At 50.0% G+C, this 23,154-nt stretch carries 20 protein-coding genes; 6 read left to right on the forward strand and 14 right to left on the reverse strand.

All coding sequences use genetic code 11. The features are described 5' to 3' along the window. The 5 genes from DCC81_RS10040 (at position 1) to DCC81_RS10060 (ending at position 3,768) form a co-directional block, all read left to right on the forward strand. A complete protein-coding gene (locus tag DCC81_RS10040; RefSeq protein WP_108686392.1) occupies positions 1-990 on the forward strand; it encodes an MlaD family protein in 990 nt (329 codons plus the stop codon). 60 nt (positions 991-1,050) lie between these two features. Beyond that, complete coding sequence (locus DCC81_RS10045) at positions 1,051-1,851, forward strand: hypothetical protein (RefSeq protein ID WP_133177625.1); 801 nt, start codon at positions 1,051-1,053, stop codon at positions 1,849-1,851. Positions 1,852-1,904: 53 nt separating this feature from the next. Then, positions 1,905-2,189: a zinc ribbon domain-containing protein gene (locus DCC81_RS10050; protein ID WP_108686394.1), complete on the forward strand. Its 285-nt coding sequence runs from the start codon at positions 1,905-1,907 to the stop codon at positions 2,187-2,189. Positions 2,190-2,404: 215 nt separating this feature from the next. After that, on the forward strand, positions 2,405-2,824 hold the full coding sequence (locus DCC81_RS10055; RefSeq protein WP_108686395.1) for a hypothetical protein: 420 nt from the start codon (positions 2,405-2,407) through the stop codon (positions 2,822-2,824). Positions 2,825-2,835: 11 nt separating this feature from the next. Beyond that, positions 2,836-3,768, forward strand: a complete 933-nt coding sequence (locus DCC81_RS10060; RefSeq protein ID WP_108686396.1) for a 1-phosphofructokinase family hexose kinase — start codon at positions 2,836-2,838, stop codon at positions 3,766-3,768. A gap of 39 nt (positions 3,769-3,807) precedes the next feature. On the opposite strand, the gene DCC81_RS10065 is transcribed toward DCC81_RS10060, so the two are convergent. The 7 genes from DCC81_RS10065 to DCC81_RS10095 all read right to left on the reverse strand — a co-directional run bounded on the left by DCC81_RS10065 (position 3,808) and on the right by DCC81_RS10095 (position 10,026). Then, complete coding sequence (locus DCC81_RS10065) at positions 3,808-4,845, reverse strand: zinc-dependent alcohol dehydrogenase family protein (RefSeq protein WP_108686397.1); 1,038 nt, start codon at positions 4,843-4,845, stop codon at positions 3,808-3,810. 205 nt (positions 4,846-5,050) lie between these two features. Then, positions 5,051-5,872 carry an adenine nucleotide alpha hydrolase family protein gene (locus tag DCC81_RS10070; protein ID WP_108686398.1) on the reverse strand — a complete coding sequence of 274 codons (822 nt, stop codon included), beginning with the start codon at positions 5,870-5,872 and terminating at the stop codon, positions 5,051-5,053. A 31-nt stretch (positions 5,873-5,903) separates the two neighbouring features. Next, positions 5,904-6,107 carry a YgaP family membrane protein gene (locus tag DCC81_RS10075; RefSeq protein WP_108686399.1) on the reverse strand — a complete coding sequence of 68 codons (204 nt, stop codon included), beginning with the start codon at positions 6,105-6,107 and terminating at the stop codon, positions 5,904-5,906. 274 nt (positions 6,108-6,381) lie between these two features. After that, positions 6,382-7,152 (reverse strand): hypothetical protein, encoded by a 771-nt coding sequence (locus DCC81_RS10080; protein WP_205686286.1) that lies wholly within the window; start codon positions 7,150-7,152, stop codon positions 6,382-6,384. Positions 7,153-7,363: 211 nt separating this feature from the next. Further along, entirely contained in the window at positions 7,364-8,305 is a 942-nt protein-coding gene (locus DCC81_RS10085) for a hypothetical protein (protein ID WP_133177626.1), read from the reverse strand. 163 nt (positions 8,306-8,468) lie between these two features. After that, complete coding sequence (locus tag DCC81_RS10090) at positions 8,469-9,263, reverse strand: alpha/beta fold hydrolase (RefSeq protein WP_108686401.1); 795 nt, start codon at positions 9,261-9,263, stop codon at positions 8,469-8,471. 166 nt (positions 9,264-9,429) lie between these two features. Next, the gene (locus tag DCC81_RS10095; protein ID WP_108686402.1) at positions 9,430-10,026 is read right to left on the reverse strand and encodes a Crp/Fnr family transcriptional regulator; all 597 of its coding nucleotides are present in this window, start codon (positions 10,024-10,026) and stop codon (positions 9,430-9,432) included. A 184-nt stretch (positions 10,027-10,210) separates the two neighbouring features. On the opposite strand from DCC81_RS10095, the gene DCC81_RS10100 reads away from it, so the two are divergent. Next, a complete protein-coding gene (locus DCC81_RS10100) occupies positions 10,211-11,029 on the forward strand; it encodes an alpha/beta fold hydrolase (protein WP_108686403.1) in 819 nt (272 codons plus the stop codon). 571 nt (positions 11,030-11,600) lie between these two features. Here the strand turns inward: DCC81_RS10100 and DCC81_RS10110 are convergent. From DCC81_RS10110 to DCC81_RS25700, 7 genes are all read right to left on the reverse strand, one after another. Continuing rightward, positions 11,601-14,513 carry a beta-galactosidase gene (locus DCC81_RS10110; RefSeq protein ID WP_108686405.1) on the reverse strand — a complete coding sequence of 971 codons (2,913 nt, stop codon included), beginning with the start codon at positions 14,511-14,513 and terminating at the stop codon, positions 11,601-11,603. Between the two features lie 25 nt (positions 14,514-14,538). After that, a complete protein-coding gene (locus DCC81_RS10115; RefSeq protein ID WP_108686406.1) occupies positions 14,539-16,254 on the reverse strand; it encodes a RagB/SusD family nutrient uptake outer membrane protein in 1,716 nt (571 codons plus the stop codon). A gap of 18 nt (positions 16,255-16,272) precedes the next feature. Further along, complete coding sequence (locus tag DCC81_RS10120; protein WP_108686407.1) at positions 16,273-19,611, reverse strand: TonB-dependent receptor; 3,339 nt, start codon at positions 19,609-19,611, stop codon at positions 16,273-16,275. Between the two features lie 64 nt (positions 19,612-19,675). Beyond that, positions 19,676-20,785, reverse strand: coding sequence for a FecR family protein (locus DCC81_RS10125; protein WP_165806525.1), 1,110 nt, complete (start codon positions 20,783-20,785; stop codon positions 19,676-19,678). Positions 20,786-20,835: 50 nt separating this feature from the next. Next, complete coding sequence (locus DCC81_RS25550) at positions 20,836-21,444, reverse strand: RNA polymerase sigma factor (protein WP_165806526.1); 609 nt, start codon at positions 21,442-21,444, stop codon at positions 20,836-20,838. A 1,242-nt stretch (positions 21,445-22,686) separates the two neighbouring features. Continuing rightward, a complete protein-coding gene (locus tag DCC81_RS10145; protein WP_108686411.1) occupies positions 22,687-22,980 on the reverse strand; it encodes an immunity 53 family protein in 294 nt (97 codons plus the stop codon). Then, positions 22,973-23,154, reverse strand: a 182-nt coding sequence (locus tag DCC81_RS25700) for a hypothetical protein (protein ID WP_205686288.1), incomplete at its 5' end; no start/stop codon positions are given. The genes DCC81_RS10145 and DCC81_RS25700, both read right to left, overlap by 8 nt.

A 23,154-nucleotide genomic window follows, 5' to 3' on the forward strand; every position in this document is an offset into this window, starting at 1 on the left:
ATGGAAGCAAGGAAACATAGACACGGATTTGTAGTCGGGATATTTGTGATGCTGGCAATTGTGATTTTTGTGCTGGCGGTGCTTACACTGGGCAGCGAGCGAAAGGCCTTTGGACGGAAATGTTACATCCGGCTTGAGTTTAAAGAGGTAAGCGGCTTAAAGGAAGGCAACAATGTGTGGTTCGATGGAGTGAAAATAGGCACGGTGAAGCGCATTGAATTATTGGCGCCTTCGAGGGTACAGGTTACCCTCAGTGTTGAAAGAAAAGCCCAGTCTTTTATCAAACAGGACGCAACGGCAAAGATCGGAAGCGATGGCCTGTTAGGGAATAAGATCGTTATCATAGAGGGCGGATCGGTTCAGGCAGCAGGCATTGAGAACGATGCATATCTCGCGGTGCAAAAAGATACGATTACAAATGAAGATATGCTGGCGACCTTGCAAATGAGCAACAAGAACCTGCTGGAGATCACGAGCAACATCAGGGATGTGTCAAGGCAGGTAAAGGATGGAAAAGGGACGATTGCAGCGCTGGTGAACGATTCTGGAATGGCCAGTGATCTCCGGGTTGCCCTGACGAACTTCCGGTTACTGTCGGCCGATGGGCGCCGGGCGGTGACAAACATTGAAAGCCTTGCCGCAAGGGCCAATGATAAGGGCTCTTCTCTTAATCGGTTATTGGCGGATACTACGCTGTATGATTCTGTAAGAGTTGCCGTTATCGAATTGAAATCGGTCATAAACAGGGCAAACAGTTTCGCTGAACAGCTAAGCCCTTTATCTGCTGGCTTGGCGCAGGTTGGTGGCCGCCTGCTGGATACTACCAGTGTGGCCGGGCTGATATTAAACGATGAAAGCACGGCCAGCGACGTACGTGTGATCATACAACATCTCAAAAACTCCGGGAGTAAGCTGGAAGAGGACCTTGAAGCGGTCCGTCATAATTTCCTGTTGAAAGGTTACTTCCGGAAAAATAAACGTAAGCCCTAGTGGAAGACAGGGTTTATGGTATGGGTAATCGTTGTTTTTAAACCTTGAAAAAAGATGGTTATGAAAAGTTTATTTACCCCGGTCTGCGGATTATTACTGTGCGCACTTGTTTTAGATGGCTGCCAGAAGGTTCGTTTTCCCTACCCGCATCCAACCGGTTGTCAGATCACCGGGTTGAAAGGAGAGATACTTGGAGAAGATTCCGTTATGATTTCGTACAACGGTAAGGGCAATCCTATTAGCATGACCAGGACGCGGGTTGGAACCGGCGCTCCCAATTATTTCTTCAGGTATGATAAAAGAGATAGGCTCACGGACATTATCGGGGCATATAGCGATAACGCTACGTTTGAAACATGGCATCATTATGAGTATAATGATGGCAATTACAGCTATCTGCCCAGGACGGATTCTGTTTATCTTTTCGGAATTATTGGTAACGGACCGTTACCAGATTCGGTTTTTTTTGGCGTAAGGGCTTCAGATTTCACCTTCGATATATATGGCAGGATCATAAAAGTGATCGAAACTGATGTTCGTCCCTATCCGGCCGTCTACACAGATTTATATTATTATAACCCGCAGGGAAACCTGGTGGCGACGTCTCTTACGGGTACCGGGGGAGTGGACAGTGTAACCTATACATCCTATGACACACATACGAACCCGCACCGTATGCACCCCATCTGGCAGTTGATCGACCGGGATTATAGTATTAATAACCGCCAGGCGGCAGTGGCCTATAATTCCTTTGGGTTACCCACCATCATTGGTGGAAAGGGGAGTTCAGGTATATTTCTCGGTTATTATTTTTCAGGCGAACTGGAGATAGATTACACGTGCGGTGCCGAGCGTTTTTAATCGTGAACTTGACTTATGAAGCAAGTGATTCTTTCAGCTAAAACTCTACTCACATGAACCTTCAAAGATTTTGCCAGAGCTGTACGCTCCCGATTGAGAACCCGGAAGACAGGGGGACTGAAGCAAATGGATCAAAAAGCGATCTCTATTGCAAATACTGCTATCAGAATGGACATTTCACCGATCCTGATATGACACTGGATCGTATGAAGAAGATAGCAGAAGAGGAGATGAAAAAGCAACAGCTGCCCGGGAATGTAATAAAACAGGCAATGGACATGTTGCCGCGTTTGCAAAGATGGAAAGACGGCACTGGTAAGCAGGGACAGATCCTGTAAACCTCCTTACAGCCTGGCCGGTATAATTTTTAGCCGCACGGAAAGGCGCTTTTGGGCTGCCCTGGGGAAATATGCCTGTGCTTCCCATGCGGTGCCGCGTACAGGTGAGATAAGTGATATGCATCAGGTGGGTAAGTGGTCAACGTCATTGCCAGGAGGCCTTGCTGCTGGTTACCTTTAGGATGTTCACCTAGTAATGTTCTAAAAAGAAGGTTATGAAAATCTATATCAGCGAAGAAGACCTGGTGCAAAATGTCCAGCAGCGCTTCCGGGAAGCCTTTCCATTCCTGGAGATCCATTTCCCTCTTATGGGCGCAGACAAGAAGGTGGGTTCCGAGGTGGCCCCGGAAACGCCTATTGATGATATCCGCATGCAGCATAGTTTCGGTTGGATAGACGTGGATGATAGTAAGACTGTTGAACAATTGGAGCGGGAATTCATGGAGTTATTTGGTTTGACCGTCGAAATATTCCGGAAGGGGAAAAATTGCTATTTCAGTACCAAGGATACCTGTTACCTGCCGCTAAGAGAACAAAATGCAATAGGCGGGAGGAGCCACCAGTGTACCGCGCAACCCCCGGTGGAACAACCGGTTAAAAACTTAACACCGGAACTGCCACGTGCCTCACATTAATTTGCGTATTTATGTCTGATATCGTCACGCTAACATGGGCTCCTTACATTGAAAAGCGCACCACGTTGAACCGGATGGAGGGAGGCCGTGTACTACACTGCAGTACAGCCAGTTACAATGCCGGTGGTGGTGGAATAAAAGTGTCACGCACCCTCCGGCTTTTAGGCTCGCCATCTCATGCCGTTTACCTGGCAGGTGGTGAAAATGCGTTATTACTGACGTCCCTGTTGCAGGCAGAACGTTTAGGCGGCCGCGTTGTCCATCAGCGAAATGCCACCCAACAACGGGAGATCATTAATGTGCATGACAGCCATGAGCAGTTTATATTGGCGCCACCCTGCCCGATGGTGTACCCCGGTGAATGTACGCAGCTGCTGCAATACCTGGAAGGCCTGGCGAAGATAAAACGGCTGGTGGTTAGTGGTGATCTGCCTTCCGGGCTACCGGATGACATATGGCTGCAATTACAGGATATGGCATGCCGCAAAGGGGCGCAACTTATGTTGCAGGTAACCGGCCCGGGATTGAAGGATGCATTGCATGCCGGCAGTTTCCTGGTTCAAACGGATTATCATTCCTTTTGCGGCTTTTCTAACGCAAGTGCCCTTACCCCGGATGAGATCAGCAGGAGCTGCCATGCGCTGATTGAGGCAGGTATGACGGAATGGATGCTGGTAACGCTCGGCACACAAGGGGTGTTGCTTACAGGTGCTCATGTGGGCTTATTGTTGCCACCCGCTATAGTGGCACCGGGCAAGATCACTGGAAAGTCTTACAGCCTGTTGGCAGGTTTGCTGCATGGGCTGGAACAAGGCGCTGACATGCTGCAGGCGGCTGAATTTGGTATGCGCTGCGCGGTGGCAGATGCACTGCATCCGTATGGTAGTTTGTTATCGGAAGAACACCTGAACAGGCTGGGGAACGCCCACCGGTTATTTGCATAAAGTAAAGGGAAGCGGGCCGCTCAGGCCCGCTTTTTTTTATCAGGCTGTCAAGATCACTTTTAAGGATTTTTCGCGCGCGGCGTTGGCAAAGGTATCATAAGCCCGCAGGATATCGTTCAACGCAAAATAGTGTGTGATCAACTGGGCCGGCTTTAACCGTTGGGCTGTTACAGACTTGAGTAACATGGGCGTGGTGATCGTGTCTACCAGGCGCGTGGTAATAGTGACATTCTGTGCCCAGAGTGTTTCAAGGTGAAGGGTAGCCGGCTTGCCATGTACACCTACATTGGCGATATGGCCACCCGGTGCAATGAGCGTCGTGCAAAGTTCAAACGTGGCCGGGGTACCTACGGCTTCTATCGCTACATCTACTCCCCGGCCATCCGTGAGTTTCTTTATGGCGGCCAGTACATCCGTACCGGTGGCGTTGATCGTATGCGTGGCGCCAAAATCTAACGCTACGGAAAGCCGGTGTACATCCATATCTATCATAATGATCGATGCAGGCGCATAGAACTGCGCAGTGAGCAACGTAGCCAGGCCGATGGGCCCTGCACCTACTATGGCGATGGTGTCGCCGGGCTTTACCTGCCCGTTCAGTACACCACACTCAAAGCCCGTAGGTAATATGTCGCTCAGCATTACCAGCGCCGCTTCGTCCACGCCAGCCGGTATCTTATAGAGACTGTTATCTGCGTGGGGAATACGCACCAATTCTGCCTGGGTGCCATCTATGAGGTGGCCTAATATCCAGCCACCATCTTCACAATGGGAGTACATTCCCCGCTTGCAATAGCCGCATTTCCCGCAGGATGTGATGCAGGAGATCAATACATGGTCACCCACCTTAAAGTTCGTTACGCCATTACCTACCTCTTCAATAATGCCTACCCCTTCATGCCCCAGTATCCTGCCATCCGTTACTTCCGGTACATCGCCTTTCAGGATGTGAAGGTCCGTGCCGCAGATGGTGGTCTTGGAGATCCTTACGATAACGTCTGTCTGGGCCTGCAGCGCAGGTTTTGGTCTTTCTTCCCATGCCTTCTGGCCGGGACCGTGATATACAAGTGCTTTCATGATCAGAAATTTTTTTGGTAAATTAAATTGGGATGGCTATGTGCCCAATGACTTGCCAGTGATGTATAAGTGATGCCGGTCAATACGGTATTTGACGGATATCATTTCCAGGTCTTTTTAATACAAGCCTCTGGCAGGGACTTGATAAAAGCAAAAGAAGCCTGCTGTTTAACAAGCTTCCTTTGAGACAACATATCCATCTTAATCATTGATGTGCAATGAACACCGGGATCTTTTTATTCGCTACTACTGCCGCGGCAAAGCTGCGCCGGAACAGCTGCGACAGGCCAGATCGCCCAAAGGCCCCGGTTACCAGGATCGGGTTTTCCCGCCGTGACAGCCAGTCGGAAAAATCATCCCCGCTTTCACCCGTGAGCCTGTAAGTGGACAATTGGGGGAAATGAGCATGGGCCAGTTCCATTGCGTACTCCTGGAAAGGAATTTCATCCGGCTTGTCGCGGGTTGTATACACCAGGAATGCCGGGAGTTTGGTCCATTGTGGGCAGAGATTGGCGAAACTGCGGATGGCATAAGCTGCAGACCGGCTGCCGTCGTATGCCAGCACAATTGATTCAGGGTAATGGGCCTGCTCGGGCACTAAAACCACGGGGCATTCTACATCATGGAGGATGTCACGCATGTAGTCGCTGGGTACATTATTGGACAGGCTGTTATAATAATCCTGGCTGCACATAAACAGGATGTCCGCAAAGCGGCTTTCCAGCCGGAGCGTGGGAAGCGCTTCTTTGTAGAGCTCCCGGTGCACGCGATAGCGGATGCCACGGGCATCGCACCGGTGCTTAAAATCTTCGATGTTGCCATCTATAATGGCTACCTCATCATCGTCAATAGGAGGGCTGTAAATGGCCCCCTCGGGGAATGCATAGGTCCAGGTATTGGCCACATCCATCTGGGCCAGGAAGGCGCCCGCCAGCATGAGTGGGCTTACGGCGTGCATGCGGCTGATGAAATCAAAGGCGTTGCTGATGTTATGCATTCCATCAGTCACCAGGAGTGCTTTTTTCATGATACAAGATTTAGTGATTTTTAAACCAGGTTCACACCTGATGACAAGTATTAATGCCTAACCAGTGATAAAATGGACTATAGCCTGTAAGGGTAATGGCTGCCATACCGGTAGCCCAGCTTCCCAATACGATGCCGGCGGTACCTGTAAGCAGGTGCATGTAGCAGGCATATGCTATCATGAGCGCTATGTACAGGCGGATGGCCTGATCGAGCGTCCCAATGTTTCTGGCCATGGGTTGGAATTTAGGGTAAAGCTAATTACGGTGGAGCGAAGCAGGTATGACGGTGGTCAACGGGGGGTGTGATCTTGGTGCGGGCCGCATCCGGGAGACCCGGCAGGGGCGGTGAGTGGGTTCATTTTTATCCCAAGTGGGATTTAACTGCAGCGGCCAATGACCTACGTTTCATGGAGTAGGATAAAGCAATAGCCATGGCCCGCAGTAAACATGGGGCCGCCACATATATTGATTTCTGCCAGAAACTAGCTTTTCACACGATAATGATCAACTAATGAAAACGGCGGCCAAGTATTAATTTAAAAATGTGGTCGTCTGTGCCGCTGGTAAGGCCCCACCCGAAGCCGGCATTGATCTCCCAGACGGGTGATACGTTCAGGTCTACCGCTGCGAAGAGCTGGTGCTCCTGCCTATAGAACGGGGGAAGATTGTTCAGGGCACCCCAGCCGCCATAGTATTCAATACCGGGTGCGATGGTTTTGGTGACGTTATAGCCGGCCTTGAAATTGGGTGCAAATTCAAAGCCCTGGTTTTTATTGATACCATGGAAGGATTTGTCGAAAGTGGGATTAAAAGAAAGGTACAGATCGCCCAGTTGCTTGTCTACAATGGGCCGTATTTCCATGCTCCAGTCATCCTCACTGTAAGCTCTTTTCTGAAAGCCGCCTTCCAGGGAGAGGCTTACGCCTACGGGCCATTGCCAGCTGTCTGGTACCCGTACGCGCGGACGGATATGACTCCCTACATAATTGGTCCGGTTCATATCGCCGATGGCGTTAAAGAAATAACAGCCTACTTCAAACCAGGGGGTGAAGCCATGGGTGATCTCTACGGTTTCATGCAACATATGTTGTGTAGGCAGTACATCGTTTTTGTAGGTACGCTCTCCATCTGCAGTATAATTGCTGTGCAGCTCCACCATGGTATAACCCTTGTTTACCGTTTGGGAGCCATACACCTGTATTTCATAATTGTCTTGTGCCATTGCCATACCTGCCAGCATCATCCAGCCGGCGCAAAGGCCGGCAATCTTCCTGATCATAACTGTTAATTTTTGGAGGCAATGATATTGTGTGATTCTGGTGGCATTCTGTTTTTGGAACACCCGGTCAGTGTGGCCGTTTCCGGGCTACAAAAAGGGCGCATCGATTTCGATGAGCCCTTTCAAAAAAACGGGGAGGTTCCGTTCAATACCCGGGATGGGACGTATTTTGAACCGTTGACCAGGTTTGAGCGATTTGTCAACAGCGTTATCATTGCGCCAAAACGTAGATCTTCTTTTCTTCATAGTCCCAAACCGTTTTGTACTGTTCAAAGAACCGGTATCCAAAGCAGATGTAGCTGGCCTCCCTTATTTGCATGCCTTTCCGGAATGGAGCGGTTTGTTCATAGGTGAACGGGTAAATGCCTTTCAGGCTTGTTTGAAAATTCCCATCCAGGACAATGTCGTTCACATTAACAATGGGGTCATCATTGCTATCGTTTCCGTCTTGGATCAGCAGGGAGCTTGCTTCAAGTGTTTTCGCCGCCTCGCTGTCCAATTGGATCAAACCATATTGGCCGGTGTCGAAAGATCCCAGTAAATCAACGTTTCCAATTCTTACGCGGACCATCGGGTGATTGGGCAGCCGCCTGGTTTCAAAATGAAGGATGGCCAACACCTTTTCGCCGTTTAAAAAATCTTTTACCGTTTTTCTTTGATCCGTGGCTTTGTAAAACGTAAGCTTTCTTTTTAAATAGTCAAGCTTAAATATATACCCGTCAAAGAAATGGTGGCCAATATACCCGATACAGTCCGGGGTAATATTACGTTGCAGAAAATCGAAATTAGCACTGGTGATATGACGAAGATGCTGGTACGTCAATCCATTTTTGAACCTGACCTGGGCGATGGTGTCATTGATATTTAGCATAAAGGACTGGCCGCTGCCTACCTGTCCAGTTTTAACCGCTTTTTTGCCCGGCAGGTCCACCGCGTTGTCATTGATTTCAAGATCTGAATTAAGCCCGGTATCGAACATGAACTTTCCCTGAACACCATTCACCTCTACTGACACGAACGGGTACGCATTCACCAGGGTTAAAGGAAACACGATACTATCACCATGGAGTCTGGCGGTGTCCTGGTATACCTGCCCGGCCGGTTGCTGTGCTGAGGTGCCCAGGGCCATTACACTTAACAGGAGCAGTAGCATTATATTTTTCATTTTATTTTTTTGTTGATGGAGTGAATGGAGTGGATGTTATTTAAACATCAAGCATAAGCATTTAAGTTGGCTTATGCCTGATGTATCACTAAAGCCAGTGGAGGATCTTTCGATTGTCCGGCTGGTGCCTGGTCTGATGTTCAATAGATTGTTATCTGCTCTCGGCTAAGAGTATAGCAGCCAGCTTGCCGGGCATGGAAATGAATGGAGTGTGGCTGCTGGGGAGGCTATAAACCTTGGCCACTTCACCGGCTTTCACCATAAACTGCTGTGCAGGGTAGCTGATGGCATGGTCATCCATAGTATGGATATAGACCTTTTTAACGCTACCAAAATTCTTGTCGGTCAGGCGAACCGGTGTGGCAAGGGGTACCAGGGGCTCAGGCTTGATATTAGCGGAGAGGTAGTCCTGCACTTGCTGGGGCGCGTCGGCGGCAAAGATATCTGCTACAGCATCTTGGGCGATGATAGCTGCACCATGTTCCTGGTCAATAGTGAGGGCTTTCCCGATATGGGACCCGGAATCCTGCTTGGCGAGCGACAACAAGCTGGCGCCGTCACCGGGCAACGCCGCGGCGAGGTATACCAGTTCTTTCACCTGGGAGGGCATTTCTTCTGCCACCTGGCTGATGACCATACCACCAAAGCTGTGTCCCACCAAAACGATATTGGTGCGGTTGCCGATGGCTGCTTTTACCTGGTCTACATAAGTTTGAAAAGTGATGGCTGCAAAGGACGTGGTGTCCTTCCCGTGGCCGGCGAGGTTTACATTGATCACTTCTTCGCCTTGTGCTTTCAGCAACGGGATCACCGCATCCCAGGAAGATGCATCGGACCATGCGCCGTGAACAAGTACAATAGTTTTTGAATTTTTGGAGATAGTGTTTTGGGCTTGCGTAGTGAAACCAAATACGCTCATAGCCAGGAGTAATATTGCTGTTTTCATGATGTTGGTGCCTTTTTTCTAGCACACCACAAAACTCGAACTATTCAGAAGGAATAATTTTAACCCAGGTTAAAATCGGATTTTAAAGCAGGATTTTGTACCCGGCCTTTCGCTAATGACAGCGTGAAACCGCAATATTGACGGCCATCTCCGGAAAAGTGCTTGCTTATTTACCCACCATTCTTTTGCGGATCCGGCTTAGGGATGGGCCTTGTATGCCCAAATAAGAAGCAATATGATAGAGCGGCACCGCATTAAAAATATCCGGGTGTTTCTCCAGCATCTCACGGTAGCGGTCTTCCGGTGATTTAAATAAAAAGCCTTCTGTGTTCACCATCACCTCATAAAAGGCCTTTTCGGCAACCAGGCGGCCAAACCGTTCCCACTGATGCGACTTCTCATACAACGCATTCAGCTGGTCGATATGGATATACAATATGGTTGAATCAACTACTGCCTCTGTATAATAGTCACATGCGGTTTGGGTTAAAAAACTTTTATAGGAAGCTACGAACTGGTGATCTGTAAAGAAAAGCATGTTTTTCTCTTCCCCTGTTTCATGGTTTACCCGGTAGATCCTGAACACACCGTTGATGACAAATCCCAGGTGCTTGCACACGTTTTTATACTCATTATAAAACTCGCCCTTTTTGTATTGCTTCAGGCTCCAGTAGGGGAGTGACAGCTCGAATGCTTCAGGTTTCATGCCGGAAGCGCAAAGGACGGTGCGCAGTAAAGTGATCTCTGAAGTGCTGTTTGACATATGAATAGTTGTGGTTTAGATGAGTGTTGTACCCGACATCGATATTAGTTGGTTGGCTGGCCATGGCCTTTGGCAGAAATGTTCTTCAATTTTAAATACGCTTTACGATCTTAACCCGGGTTAAAATTATTCACCCTGATTAGTTCGAGTTTTGTGGTGTGCTAGAAAAAACGCACCTAAAATTATGAAAAATATTATACTGGCCTTACTGCTTGTAGCCTCCGCCGCTGTTATTTTCACTTCCTGTTCAAAGAAGAATGATGAGGTAAAACCCATTGGGAAAAATTATGTATTGGTTCATGGCGCCTGGCAGGCCCCATACGTATGGGATGCCGTAAAGGCCAGCCTTATTAAAGAGGGCAACCATGTGACCGTTGTGGAATTGCCCGGCCACGGAAGCGATTCTACCGTTCCCTCCACCCTGACTTTAAACATTTACCGGGACAAAGTTATCGATGCGGTATCAAAAGTAGACGGAAAAGTGATCCTTGTTGGGCATAGCCTGGGCGGGATGATTATTTCAGCTGTGGCTGAACAGGTACCTTCAAAGATAGAAAAGCTTGTTTACATCGCGGCTTATTTACCGGCTTCGGGACAGTCATTGTATGATCTTGCTTCCGTGGATAAGGACTCGGAATTGGGGGTTGACGGGGTGCTTATTTCCAATAACGATGGTACCTTTGATGTTAAGCACGACCAGATCATAAATGCATTTATACAGGACGGCTCTGTCCAGGTCCAGAACCTTGTACTGCAAAACTATCGGTCAGAACCGGCGATTCCTTTTACAAACCCGGTTACTTTGACTGGCGCCAATTTCGGTTCTGTTGAGAAAGTATATATCAAGACCCTGCAGGATCACGTGGTATCACCTTATCTGCAGGATAAGATGATCAATGCTGCCGGTTTGAAAACAACTTACCAACTGAACACCAGCCACTCGCCGTTCCTCTCCAAACCTGACTCTGTAGCTATACTATTAACCAAAATAGGGCAGGAATAAGCAGGAAGTGTAAGCTGATTGCTTATTCACGATATGGAATGCAAAGATGAACAAGATCAATTATTACTAAAGGGTAGGTATTTAACTCTGGAGCCACGTTATGCTGTTAATGCTGGATCGATTGGGTTCTGCTTCTGAGAGTTCAGCATGCAGCTGGTTTTTTACAATAGTTCTTTCCTGCACCAATTGGTCGCGTTCCCGGGTCACTGCCTCATTTCCTGAATAAAGGATCAGGTTCACGCCAATTGTCTGATTTCCTTCCGGGTCCAAACTTTGCGATAGTTTAAATTAAAAGGTGAAAAATCTCGCTTCGTTCTGTCTCCTGATTGGAAATTCTGGATAAGCCGCCGTGCGGTGTTCCTAACATGCTGTTCAAACTCGAAGAGCTAAAAAAGGAGGAGGCAGTGTCTCAAAAACTACATACTTTAAAAGCAGCCCGCTGCTCTCACCCTTTTTCACCTTGAAAATCAGATCTACAGGTATCTAAATAAGCTTCCAAAAGAAAAGGCCGTCTCCATGTTCTTGCAAACATAGGAGACGGCCTTTTTCAGGTGCGTTATGCAATGATAAATTAATAGGTCGCTTCGCTGATATCATATGCAGCGCGCGACGCCTGCTGTTCTGCTTTTATTTGCACGGCGGCAGGACTGTTTCCATATTCATCGAACACTACCAGTTCATTTTGTCCTTCACGCAGCCAGCATTCCGGGATGTACAGGCCATCCACCGGGAGTACCTCCGGGTAACGGCCCAGGTTGTGGCCATTTACCCAAATGAAACCATGGCTAAGGCCTTTGAAAGTAACCCGCCACATGGGATGCACACCGGCGGGAATGCCATCCAGCTTAAAAGTGGTTTTGTAAAATATCGGTGTGCCAGTGGTACTGCCTTTTGGAGGTGTGGGCACCGTGCGCGTAAAGGCTTCAAACGTACCAGGGCCGCCCCGCATGCGCCAGCCGGTGAGTACCTGGTCTGCCTTGTATACCGCTTTAATCTTTGCATCCAGGCCGCCGCGGCCGTCGTCGTTGCGTACAAAAACATCAATAGCAATGCTGTCTGTTTTCAAGTCTTTGGGCACTGCTACGGAAAAGGGTACGCCCCACCCGTTTTGTGTACCGGCCTTGCGGCCATTGATGTATACCACGGCATTGTCATCGACGCTGTTGAAGAAGATGGCATCCGCACCAGCGGCGATGCTGGTATGAAACCAGCCATTGCCTTTGTGCCCGTCAAATGCATCTTTGCCGGCCCGGTAGTTAACGGCGTGCAGGTAGGAGGCCGGCAGCTGCGCGGAATCACCGCCCGCCAGGAATTTCCATTGCGAAAGCATGGGAATAGCGCCGTAGTGCAGTAGCACCGTACCGGCAATACCTTTTACATCCAAATCCAGTTTGCCCACGTAACTCACCAATTTATCCCGGCCATCGTGTGTAGCGAAAATAGCCAGCGTGTGTGCGCCTTTTTTAGCGGTGAAGGATAAAGCCGATGCATTTCCTTCCGCTACTTTTTCACCGTCCAGGAAGGCAATATAGCGGCCGTTGCCTTTGCTGATATCCACGGTGTACAAGCCCGCTGCGGGCAGTTGCTTCCTGACACGGTACCAGGCATACGCACTGGTGTCGCCATCGGCGCCCATTTGCAGGGGCGTTTCACTGGCCAGCCATGTTTTGTCATTGAAACCAGCGGCAGCGGGAATGGTGGCATCGTGCGCGATCCAATCAGCTGTAAGGGGGAGCTGGTTGGGGAACTGTGTGGGCAGGGGGCCGTTGTTCAAGGTTGTTTCACCCCCGTCATCATACACCCATGTATGGGCTGAGGGTGCTACGGTACCGTACCATGGCTGTTCTGCTGTGATGTGTAACTGGCCGTTCGCTTTCCAGATATCGGCCAGGTAGGCCGGGCCTGTCACCACGGCGTTGATGCCGTTTTCATTGATGAACCATGTGCGGTCTGCCAGTTGCGTGTCCAGGGCTACTATGCGGATGGTTTCATCGCCTGCATGGAAGCTGTACACATTGGGCTTGCCGGCGGCATAGGTGAGCTGTAGGGCCAGCTGTTGGCCGGTTACGTGAAAATCAGCCGCGTTATTTTGGAGCGTGACTTTACCTTTTACCTGGAAAAGGATATCGCCATAGCTGCCCAGTTTTCCATACGCCACTATCGTTGTGGTATGCCCTGTTTTTTGCACGCCCAGTATGCGGGTGATGGCCCAATCCACGGTAACGTTGTTGCCCAGCCTGAATTGGTGCACCAACGGCAGTATTTCCATAGGATCCAGTACCAGCTTGCCGGCAGAAGGGTAAGCCTTGTCGTTGATATTTACGTACGTTACTCGCGATTCTTCCGCGTTATTATTGTCCAACGAAATGATATCGCCGGCGTCGCTGCTGCGGGTGGTAATGCCCAGTTCCTGTTCCCCAGCGATATCGTCAAATTGATGCGAAGCGTGGCTGTTTTCCAAAATACTTTCAAAGCTGCGGGCAAAGAGCGCATTGCGTTTGAACTGGTAATACATCGGCCGCAGGTCGCCGGTTTGACCAAGGGCAGCGCCGTAATCATAAGAGGCCGCATCTTCATCATCATTGGTATAACCGAAGTTGGTGCCGCCATGCGCCATGTATACGTTGTAGCCATTACCGCCACGGGTAATGATCTTCCACGTACGCCTGCCAAAAACATCGGATTCTGCCTGCCCGGAACCGTATTTATCGAACCAAACACTCCAATACTCCGAGGAAAACCATGGCGATGGGCGCTTGGGATCAAACAGGTCCTTTTTATCCTCCGCCGGATCGTGGCCGTGGTGCATGCCGCTAAAGAAATAGGGCACTTCCACGCCCAGCCGCAACGCGGTTTGTTGCAGGTGTTTAAAGTAATCGTTGGCCAGGTAAGAGCCCCAGGAAGAAGGATGCTCATTTTCCAACTGCACCAATATTACAGCGCCGCCTTTGTGAATTTGGTTTTTTGCTACAATGGGGAGCAGCTTATCAAAAAAGCGGTCCACGTATTTTACAAAAGTCGTATCGGCAGTACGGGCCACCATGCCGGGTTTAAAGCGCAGCCAGTGCGGGTAGCCGCCAAAGTCCCACTCCGCGCAATAATAAGGGCCTACACGCGCAATGCAGTACATATCCAGCTGCTTTACCAGCTTTAAAAAGGCATCCAGGTCATGATCGCCGGAAAAGGAGAATTGGCCTTCCTGCGCTTCGTGGAAATTCCAGAAGGTGTAGATTTCCACGCAATTGAAACCATCGCGTTTGAGCCGCAACAGGCGGTCTTTCCACAGTTCATGCGGAATGCGTGCATATTCGAGGCCAGCTGACACCAGGAAGGTGCGTTTGCCATTGATCGTGAAGCCATGTGCATCTACGTCTATAAAAGATTTGGCTGCCGGTGCGCCGGTAAACATATGGTCATTTGACTGGGCCCTGGCAATGCCGGAGAGCCCGCAAATGGCCGCTACAAAGAATAGTTTCCTCCACATTATTTTTTAACGGTTGTTGGTTTAATTAGTAGCCGGCGCTTTGCACCAGTTTTGAGTTGGTGTCCAGTGCATCCTGCGGTACCGGCATCCAGTAGTTCCTGGCATAGAAAATACGGTCAACTGCCTTTACCTGTTTATAAGTAAGATTGTTGCCGGCGCGGCTGATCTGCATACCATGGCTGGGCGTGTTCATGACACCGGTAGTGCCATCAGCGATCTTCCAGCGGCGGATGTCCCACCAGCGTTTGTCTTCAATGGCCAGCTCCACGCGGCGTTCATTGCGGATCTCATCGCGCATTTTTGCCTGGCTAAGGCCGGTGGCCAGCTGAGGGAGGGAGGCCCTTGCACGAATCTTGTTCACCGCATCGTATACCGATTGATCGGGGCCTGCGGCTTCATTCTGGGCTTCGGCGTAGCTGAGCAATACTTCTGCGTAGCGGAAGATCTTATAGTTCTCGCCACCCGGGTGTTTGTCTGCCCGGCTGGCCTGGCCGGTTATGCTCTCATCCACCGTTTTGCGAATATAATACCCAGTATTGGTGATATCGCTGGTAGAACCCAAATCTATTTGGTTGTTCCCTCCCATGCGGGTAAAGATGGTGTCACCCTGCCAGGGTGCGCCATCGAACACAATAGACTGGTAGAAGCGGGGTTCGCGGTTCAGGTACGGGTGGGCCGTATCGTAGCCGGAACCCGCATCGGTAATGCGTTTGCCATTGGCCATGTAGTAACAGTCCACCAGCTCCTGCGTGGGTACGGCGCTGGACCAGGATTGTTCCGTGCCATGCACAATGCAGGGGCCCCAGAAGCCTTCCCGCTGGCCACCTTTGGTAAGGGCAATGTATTGTTTGGAGAAGATATCTTCCTGGTTATCGTTGTTGGCACCCAGCCACATACCGCTATAGTCAGGAAACAGGCTGTAGGTGTTCAGGTCCATTACAGCTTTGGCGGCAGCGGCCGCAGTGGCCCAGCGGGCATTGTCAGCCGTACCAAAGGTCAGCAGGTGATTGGGGTCATTGCCGGTGGGCGGTTGCGCCGCGTTGGTCAGTGGACTGGCGGCAAACAGCGCGCACCAGGCTTTCAGCGTGAGCGCTGCGCCTTTGGTAGGACGGCCGGTGCCTTTATCTACAGTGAGGGGCAATACGGCAGCGGCGGAATCGCATTGCGTAGTGATGAAGTTGTAGGTTTCTTCAAAAGTGCTACGTGCATAATAAATGGAATCGCCTTGCGTAAGGTTGTTCAGCGGTACGGTGATGATGGGCACCCCGCCGTATGTTGCCCATAGCGATGAGTAATAATAAGCGCGCAGGAACTGGGCTTCCGCCAGGCGCTCCTTCACCCAGTCGGCCGGGAAATTGGCTGCGTTGGCGCGTACTTTCGTAATGAACAGGTTGCATTTGCGGATGTACTGGTAGTTGGCCGTCCAGCTGAATAGGTTTGCCGGTTCGCCGGGCAGGTTGTTGGGCGCCAGCGCACCCGCGCCTAGGATGCCCTGCGCATCAAACCAGGATGCGCCGCACATGACATTGTCGGTAAATTCTTCGAGCGACTGGTACGTGTTGTTCATATCGTACAGCTGGTTGTACACGTCGTTCAGGAACAGGTCGGCGTTGTTGGAGTTCTGCCATACGGTGGCGTCGGATACCTCGCCACCGGGTACCACTTCCAGGTAATTCTTTTTGCAGGATGCCATACCAAACGCCAGTGCGCCGAGCAGGATCATTTTGCTATATAATTTCATATCGTCAATGCATTGATGTTAGAAAGTAATGTTGGCGCCAAAAGACCAAACTCTTTGCTGGTAGTAGTTGGTGTACTGGCCATTCACCGATTCGGGGTCAATGGTCTCTTTGATATGGGGCGTCCAGGTCCACACGTTCTGCCCGGATACATAGAAACGCGCGCCATGGATGTGCAGGTGATCGATCAAACGGCTGGGCAATGCGTATCCCAGTTCCAGGTTGCGCAGGCGTACATAGCTGGTTTTGCGCAGCCACCAGGAAGAGCCTTGCGTGTTGTTGCTGCTGGGGGTGCCAGTAAGGCGTGGGTACAGGGCATCTTGGTGGTCCAACGTCCAGTGGTCGCGGTATTCCAGTTCAGTGGCAGAGCCGGAGGCGTAAAATGGCCATACGATGGAGCTATACATGGTGGTGCTGGATATGCCGGCGCCCTGGAAGAGCAGGTCCAGGTCAAACTGTTTGAACGAAACTTTTGGCTCCACGCTGTAAATCAAAGCAGGGGTGCTGGGATTACCGATCTTGGTTTCATCATAGCTGTCTATCACGCCATCGGGTTTGCCATCAGGACCGCCCACATCTGCATAACGCAGGTCGCCAGGGTGCACGGGGCCCCAGGATTGCGCGGGTATGCCGGCATTCAGGTTGCCGCTGGCATCAAAGTCTTCCGGTTTGAAATATCCCAGTGCTTTGAGGCCAAACTGTGTACCGAGCTGGCGGCCAGTCCGGCGGCGGTTGGGATTATTGAAAGTGGCATTTGTTTCAAACGTCTGTAGCAGCTTATTGTGTGCATAAGTTAAAGTCCCCAGCACACTCAGGTTCAGGTCTTTTGAGAAGCGGTGGTTTACGTTCACAGAAAGATCCACCCCATGGTTACTCATAATACCGGCGTTCACAAACGGTAGTGAAATGCCATATTCATTGGATACCGTGGTAGCGGGTCTCACCAGCATGTTGTTGCGCTTCTCGTAAAAATAATCCACTTCAAAACCCAGCGCATTGTGGAGGAAGGAGGCGTCTAAACCAATATCTGATTTCTGGGCTTTCTCCCAGGTAATGTTGGGATTAGCCTGTGTGAGTTCATACAGGCCGGAAGTAGCTTTTTTATCCAGTGCGGCAGCATTGCCATACAGGCCATAAGCGCTCAGGTATTGGAAGTCGGCCCCCGCCAGGTTACCGGATTGTCCCCAGGAACCTCTCAGTTTCAGCAGGTCTACCCAGGGTAGGTTTTCCGTCACGAAATGCTCCTTGGAAAGTACCCAACCGGCAGAGAAGGCAGGGAAGTAACCGAACTTTTTACCGGGTGCAAAATAGTAGTTGCCGTCATAGCGGCCGTCTGCCTCCAGGAGGTATTTGCCCTCATAGGCATATGCTACACGGTATACATAACCCAGCTGGGTTGCCATTGTATTATAACCTCCGTTGGAAAGGTCTGCCGGGTCAGAACTGCCATAGTCAAGCCCGGGCAGGTCCAGTGCATAATTGATCCTGCCAGCGCTGAAAGTATTGTACAGCTGCTTGCGCGATTCTGCTACGCCCACCGCTGTAATATCATGTTTACCAAAGGTATTGTGGTAGTTCAGGTAAAACTGGTAGGTGAATGCTTTATTCTGGTTGTATGTCTGGTTGTACGTAGGCTGTGCATTGTCTTGCTGCCCTTGGTTGTAGGTGTATGGATGCTTGGTGGTGTCCACGTTATAAAAGATGGGACCTGTTTTCCAGATGGTCACAAAATTTTTCGTGGGATCATAGGCGGCTACGCCTTTGATACTTAATCCCGGGATGAACGGGAGCTTTTGCTCAATGGACAATTGTGTTTGCATGGTGCTGTTCTGGTTCACCTGCTGGCCGCTGTGGAAGATCTCACCCACCAGCGATTGGCCAATGTAGCTACCCCACAGGCCATTGGTGTAATACACGGCGGAGGTGGGCGGTGTACGGAATGCCTGGCCCAGCATAAAATCCGCGCTATACGTAGGGTAGTAGCCATTTTGCTCCCAGCCAAGTACACTTACGGTAGCCTCGGTAGTGTTGGTTACTTTGGCCTGTAAATTAAGGCTGGCGTTAAATTTCTTCACATAATCAGTAGCCCACATACCACCCTGGTACAGGTAGCCGCCGCTTGCAAAATATTTGATCTTTTCGCTACCACCGGAAATGGTGAAGTTGTGATACGTGAGCAGGGAGTTATCGCGGATCACTTCTTTGAGCGGTTGTGAATCAGGGTGGCCGTCCGGATCAGAGCCATCCTGGAACTTGCGGATGTCGTCGTCAGAAAATGCCGGTGGATTGCCATCATTCTTATTGGCCTCATTGCGCATCTGTGCGTATTGGTAAGCGTTCACCATCTTGGGTAAGCGGGTAGGCGCTTGCGCTGCCACGTAACCATTGTAGGTGATCTGTGGCGCGCCGGTAGCGCCTTGCTTGGTGGTGATCAGGATTACGCCGTTGGCGCCGCCCACACCATAAGGAGCCACGGCGGATGCATCTTTGAGGATGGTCATGGTTTGTACCGTGTTTGGATCCAGTTGTGAGAAGCTCCTGGGTACGCCATCCACGATCACCAGCGGGCCGTTATTGCCCGTGGTTGCGATGCCGCGGATGTGGATGCCCGCACCATCAAAACCCGGTTCGCCGGAGGCCTGTGTGGTGATCACGCCGGACACGCGCCCAATAAGGCTGTTGCTCAGGTTGGGGATGGGCTTGTTGGCTACATCTTTCGATTTTAAGGTAGACACGGATGAAGTTACCTGCGATTTGCGAGCGGAGCCGTAACCCAGTACTACCACTTCATTGATAGCAGCGGTGTGCGGTTGCATGTGAATGAACATGTTCGTGTTGTTACCTACACTCACAAACTGGCTTTCAAAGCCCACATACGAGAAATGGAGGATGTCATTGGCATCGGCTTCCAGGTCAAATTCACCATCCATGTTGGTGATGGTGCCTGTTTTGGATGCATTGATTGTCACGGAAACGCCGGCCAGTGGCGCACCGGTGGAATCTACCACCTTGCCGTGCACCGGGTGTTGTTGCAGGTGCCCGGAAACCGGTTCATTTTCCTTTAATTGAATAAGCACCGTTTTGTCCTTGATCGTGTAGGTAAGGGGCTGGTTTTTGAAACATAGGTCCAGCACGTCTTTCAGATCGGCGTCCTTTACGTTCAGCGTTACCTGGCCGGCCTTTTCCAGCGCGGCATACGTGTAGAAAAATACATAGCCGCTTTGTTTGCGGAGGTCATTGAGGACCTTTTCGAGTGGTTCGTTTTTTACGGAATACGTAATGCCATTGACTTGTGTCCAGGCAATGGTTGGCAAATAGTAGATCAGCAGACAAACGAGCAGTAGTCCTTTTCGTAGCATACATCGAAGATGTTTGGTTTAATAAAATAGATATAGAATGTTACCAGTGGTGTACCGTTCCTTTCTAACGGGATTTGATGATCAGCTTGTTCCCTTGCAGTTGGTAATCGATGCCGGTGCCGCCCAGCAGTTCCAGTACTTCAGAGAGCATAAGATTGCGTTGAATGTCGCCACCAAATTTCTGCGGAGGCATTTTTCCCTCATAGGATACGGAAAGATCGTACCAGCGGGCAATCTGGCGCATCACGGTGGTAATGTCGTCATGTTCAAAATGGAAGTAGCCGGCCATCCATGCGGTGGCGGCGTCAGTATCTACCTTCCTGATCTGGCCTTCGCTGTATTGCTCACCCGGTTGCAGAATGTACCGGCCATTGATCTGTACCTTTCCCTGCACCAGCGTGGTGCGGATGCTGGGCTCATCGCTGTAGGCGTTCACATTAAAGCGGGTGCCCAGGTCGCGGATCTCGTCGTGGCCGGCGTTTACAATGAACGGATGGTATGCATCCCGGACAATGTCAAAGAATACTTCGCCGGTGATAGTTACGCGGCGCTCCCCTTTGCCAAAAGACGACGGGAACGTGATCGAAGAACCCGCATTCAGCCACGCAATGGTGCCATCACTGAGGGCCACCTTTTGCTGGCGACCGGCAGGGGTGGTTAAAGTGGCATATAAAGGCGTGGCATCATTCACCTGCAGCGCATCGGCTGTTTTGGTGAAGCCGCTGGCCAGCTGGCCATTATGGGCCGTATCCAGCACAATGGTGTGGCCGTTAGACAACGTGAGCGTGGCGCCAGTGTGACCAGGATGGCGGTCGTTGGCACCGCCTATCTGGCCTGCGGCCAGTGTTCCGGTAGATGTGTTGGGATGGATAAAGTAAGCAGCACTGCCGGCTAATGCCGCCAGTACCGCCGCAGCAGCGGCAGCACGCCACCAGCGCATTTTGCGGATGCGGCCCGGTTGGTGGTGTTCCAGGACCTGGTTCAGGATTTTCCTGGATGATGCTTCAGAGAGTGTAATAAGGTGTTCGTCCGGAAAGTCGTCCGGGGTAATGCCATCCTCAAAGCCCTCTATTGACTGGCTGTCCAGCAGCGAAAAGAACTCGGCCCGCTCTGCAGGCGTGGCGGTCTTTTGCAGGTATTTCCGGAGCAGCAGGGAAATTCGTTCTTGATCCATATGTCGCATAAACTATTGTACATATAGACTTACGTTGAATGGGCCGATTATTAGTTGTTGTAAAAAATTTTTAAAAGCGGGATTAACAAGGGGCCTACAGATGAGATGTTCTTTGCATTTTTTTCGAGGAAGGAGCGAACGGTGTTGAGGGCAATGGTCAGGTGGGCGCTAACGGTGGCGGGGGCGATGCCCAGGTTTTTGGCAATGGCGGCGCGGTCATATCCGTGCAGACGGGAGAGTTCAAATATCTTGCGTTGCTGTGGGGTGAGCTTGTTCATGGCGGCATGCAATACTGCCTGCAGGTCGCTGGCCATGCTGTCTTCCGGCGTGTAGTGGATTCCGCCGGTGTTGGTATCAATAAATTCCAGCTCCCGTTTGCGGCGCAGGGCTTCCTTCTTCAGGGCCGTAAGGGCGCAGTTCTTAGTGATGGTAAACAGCCAGGCGTTAAAATCGGCCACTTCCAGCAGCTTTTCACCAGCTTTCCAGACGCGGAGAAATACTTCCAGTACTACGGCTTCCGCGTCCACGGCGTCCTCCATATATGCAAGCGCAATGGTGTATACATTGTCTTTGCACAACGTAAACAGCTGTTCAAAAGCCCTTTCATTTTTATGGCCGACTTCCTGGATCCAGCTCTTATCAACGGTTATCGCTTTCATCTCATAACATCCGTGTGTATTAAAAATCTGGGACCAAGATAGCCAAAATTGATTGTAAAAGGTAGCAGCGGCGCAGATGGGCCTACAGTATCGTGCAGTTTCGCCAAGATGACAGCTCCGTCCCATCAGCGGGTTGGAGGCTTTAGCGAGTGGTATTTCGGGTGTGAGGGTTGCGGTGCGGGCGGGGAGCGACTTCAGGAATTTCCAGGCATTTTCATCCATGATTCCGTTGAAACCCGTACTGCCGGCCCAATTGGTTATTAGCCCGGCCTGGGAGTCATTTTCCAGGAACCCGTAGTGAAGCCGGATGATAATGTGCTCGATGTCCGGGTCAAAGCGCATCGCCTTTTCCGGTCCGTGTGAAACATAATGCCCACCCTCCTGCATCTAGTCTATGGTCTGTTAAACGGACCTGCATTTTTTAAATAAACAGTAACCTGCCGTGAGGATTCAACGGCTTGGGGGCTATCTCGATCATCCCAATTAATGTATTTGATGCGTTCAACCATGGATCTTCGAAACCCTGATTTAATTTAAGCGTTTGAACCCCCAGCTAGACTGAAAGAAAGTACTTAAGGTCGGAAATTGAATAGTTTTCAGGTAGTTGATATCCATTTAAAAAGAAAGTTGGCGTAAACGTAACATTAGTCTTTTTGCACCATTCATACATTGCTTTAATCTTTTCGTTCTGCAAAGAGAGGTTCCCGGCAAGGGGGGAGGCAGCAGCAAAAGATTCATGTGTAGTACATCAAATCCGCAACAGCTGTCGATATGTGGTTTGGAAGGATAAGAAACAGTTACCAGAGACTTAAGGAAAGTCTACGTGGCGCCTACCCGGCAAGCGGCCATCGCTGCTCTCGATACCTTGGAGAGCAAATAGGCTAGTAAGTACGCTTATACTATCAAAAGCTGGCGGGGTAACTATGAGGGAATTAACCGTATCTTTTGACTTTCCGCTTGAGATCCGCCACATCATCTACACCACAAGCCTGATTGAAAATTTGAACGGTAAAATCAGAAAATACACGAAAAACAAGCTTCCTTCCCCAATGACGAAGCAGTGATGAAGTCTGTATACCTGGCTTTACGGTAGGCATCAAAAAAATGGACCATGCCCATTAGAAACTGGGGCATGATCCTGAATCAATTTTTAACTATTTTCGATGGCAGGGTGAAAATCTAACCTATCCTATCCACCTCGATTTTTAAACTTACACACTTAGTGAAATAGTCCCCATTGATTTAGCCTTCTATTATTGTTTTGAAGGCGGTCAAAAGTGTCTCCAATTTGAATAAATCGCCATATCCCAAAAAATGACCTTCTTTGACTTTATAGAAATACCAGTCATCATCCCCATTGTTAAACTCGACGACATCAATATCAATGTTTTCATAGTCTGTACCATTAATGTCAATGTCTACTTGCCACCCAGGATTATCAATATGGGATATTTTTACTCCTCCATAATCGTGTTCCCATTCCCCATCACACTGTTGCTTCATCCAAGTAGATATCCAGGTAATTATATTATCCATTTTTTATAATTAAAGTGTGAAGTTCGGATAAAATCTGTAATTGAAGGGAAAGCTTCCCTGTAAACGGTAGCACATAAAAATATAAAAGTGCTACCTTTAAAAGGGAAGAATTATGAAAAAGAGCAAATTCACGGAGAGCCAGATTATAGGCATTCTCAAGTCGCAGGAAAGCGG

The organism is Chitinophaga parva (assembly GCF_003071345.1).
Taxonomy (GTDB): Bacteria; Bacteroidota; Bacteroidia; order Chitinophagales; family Chitinophagaceae; genus Chitinophaga; species Chitinophaga parva.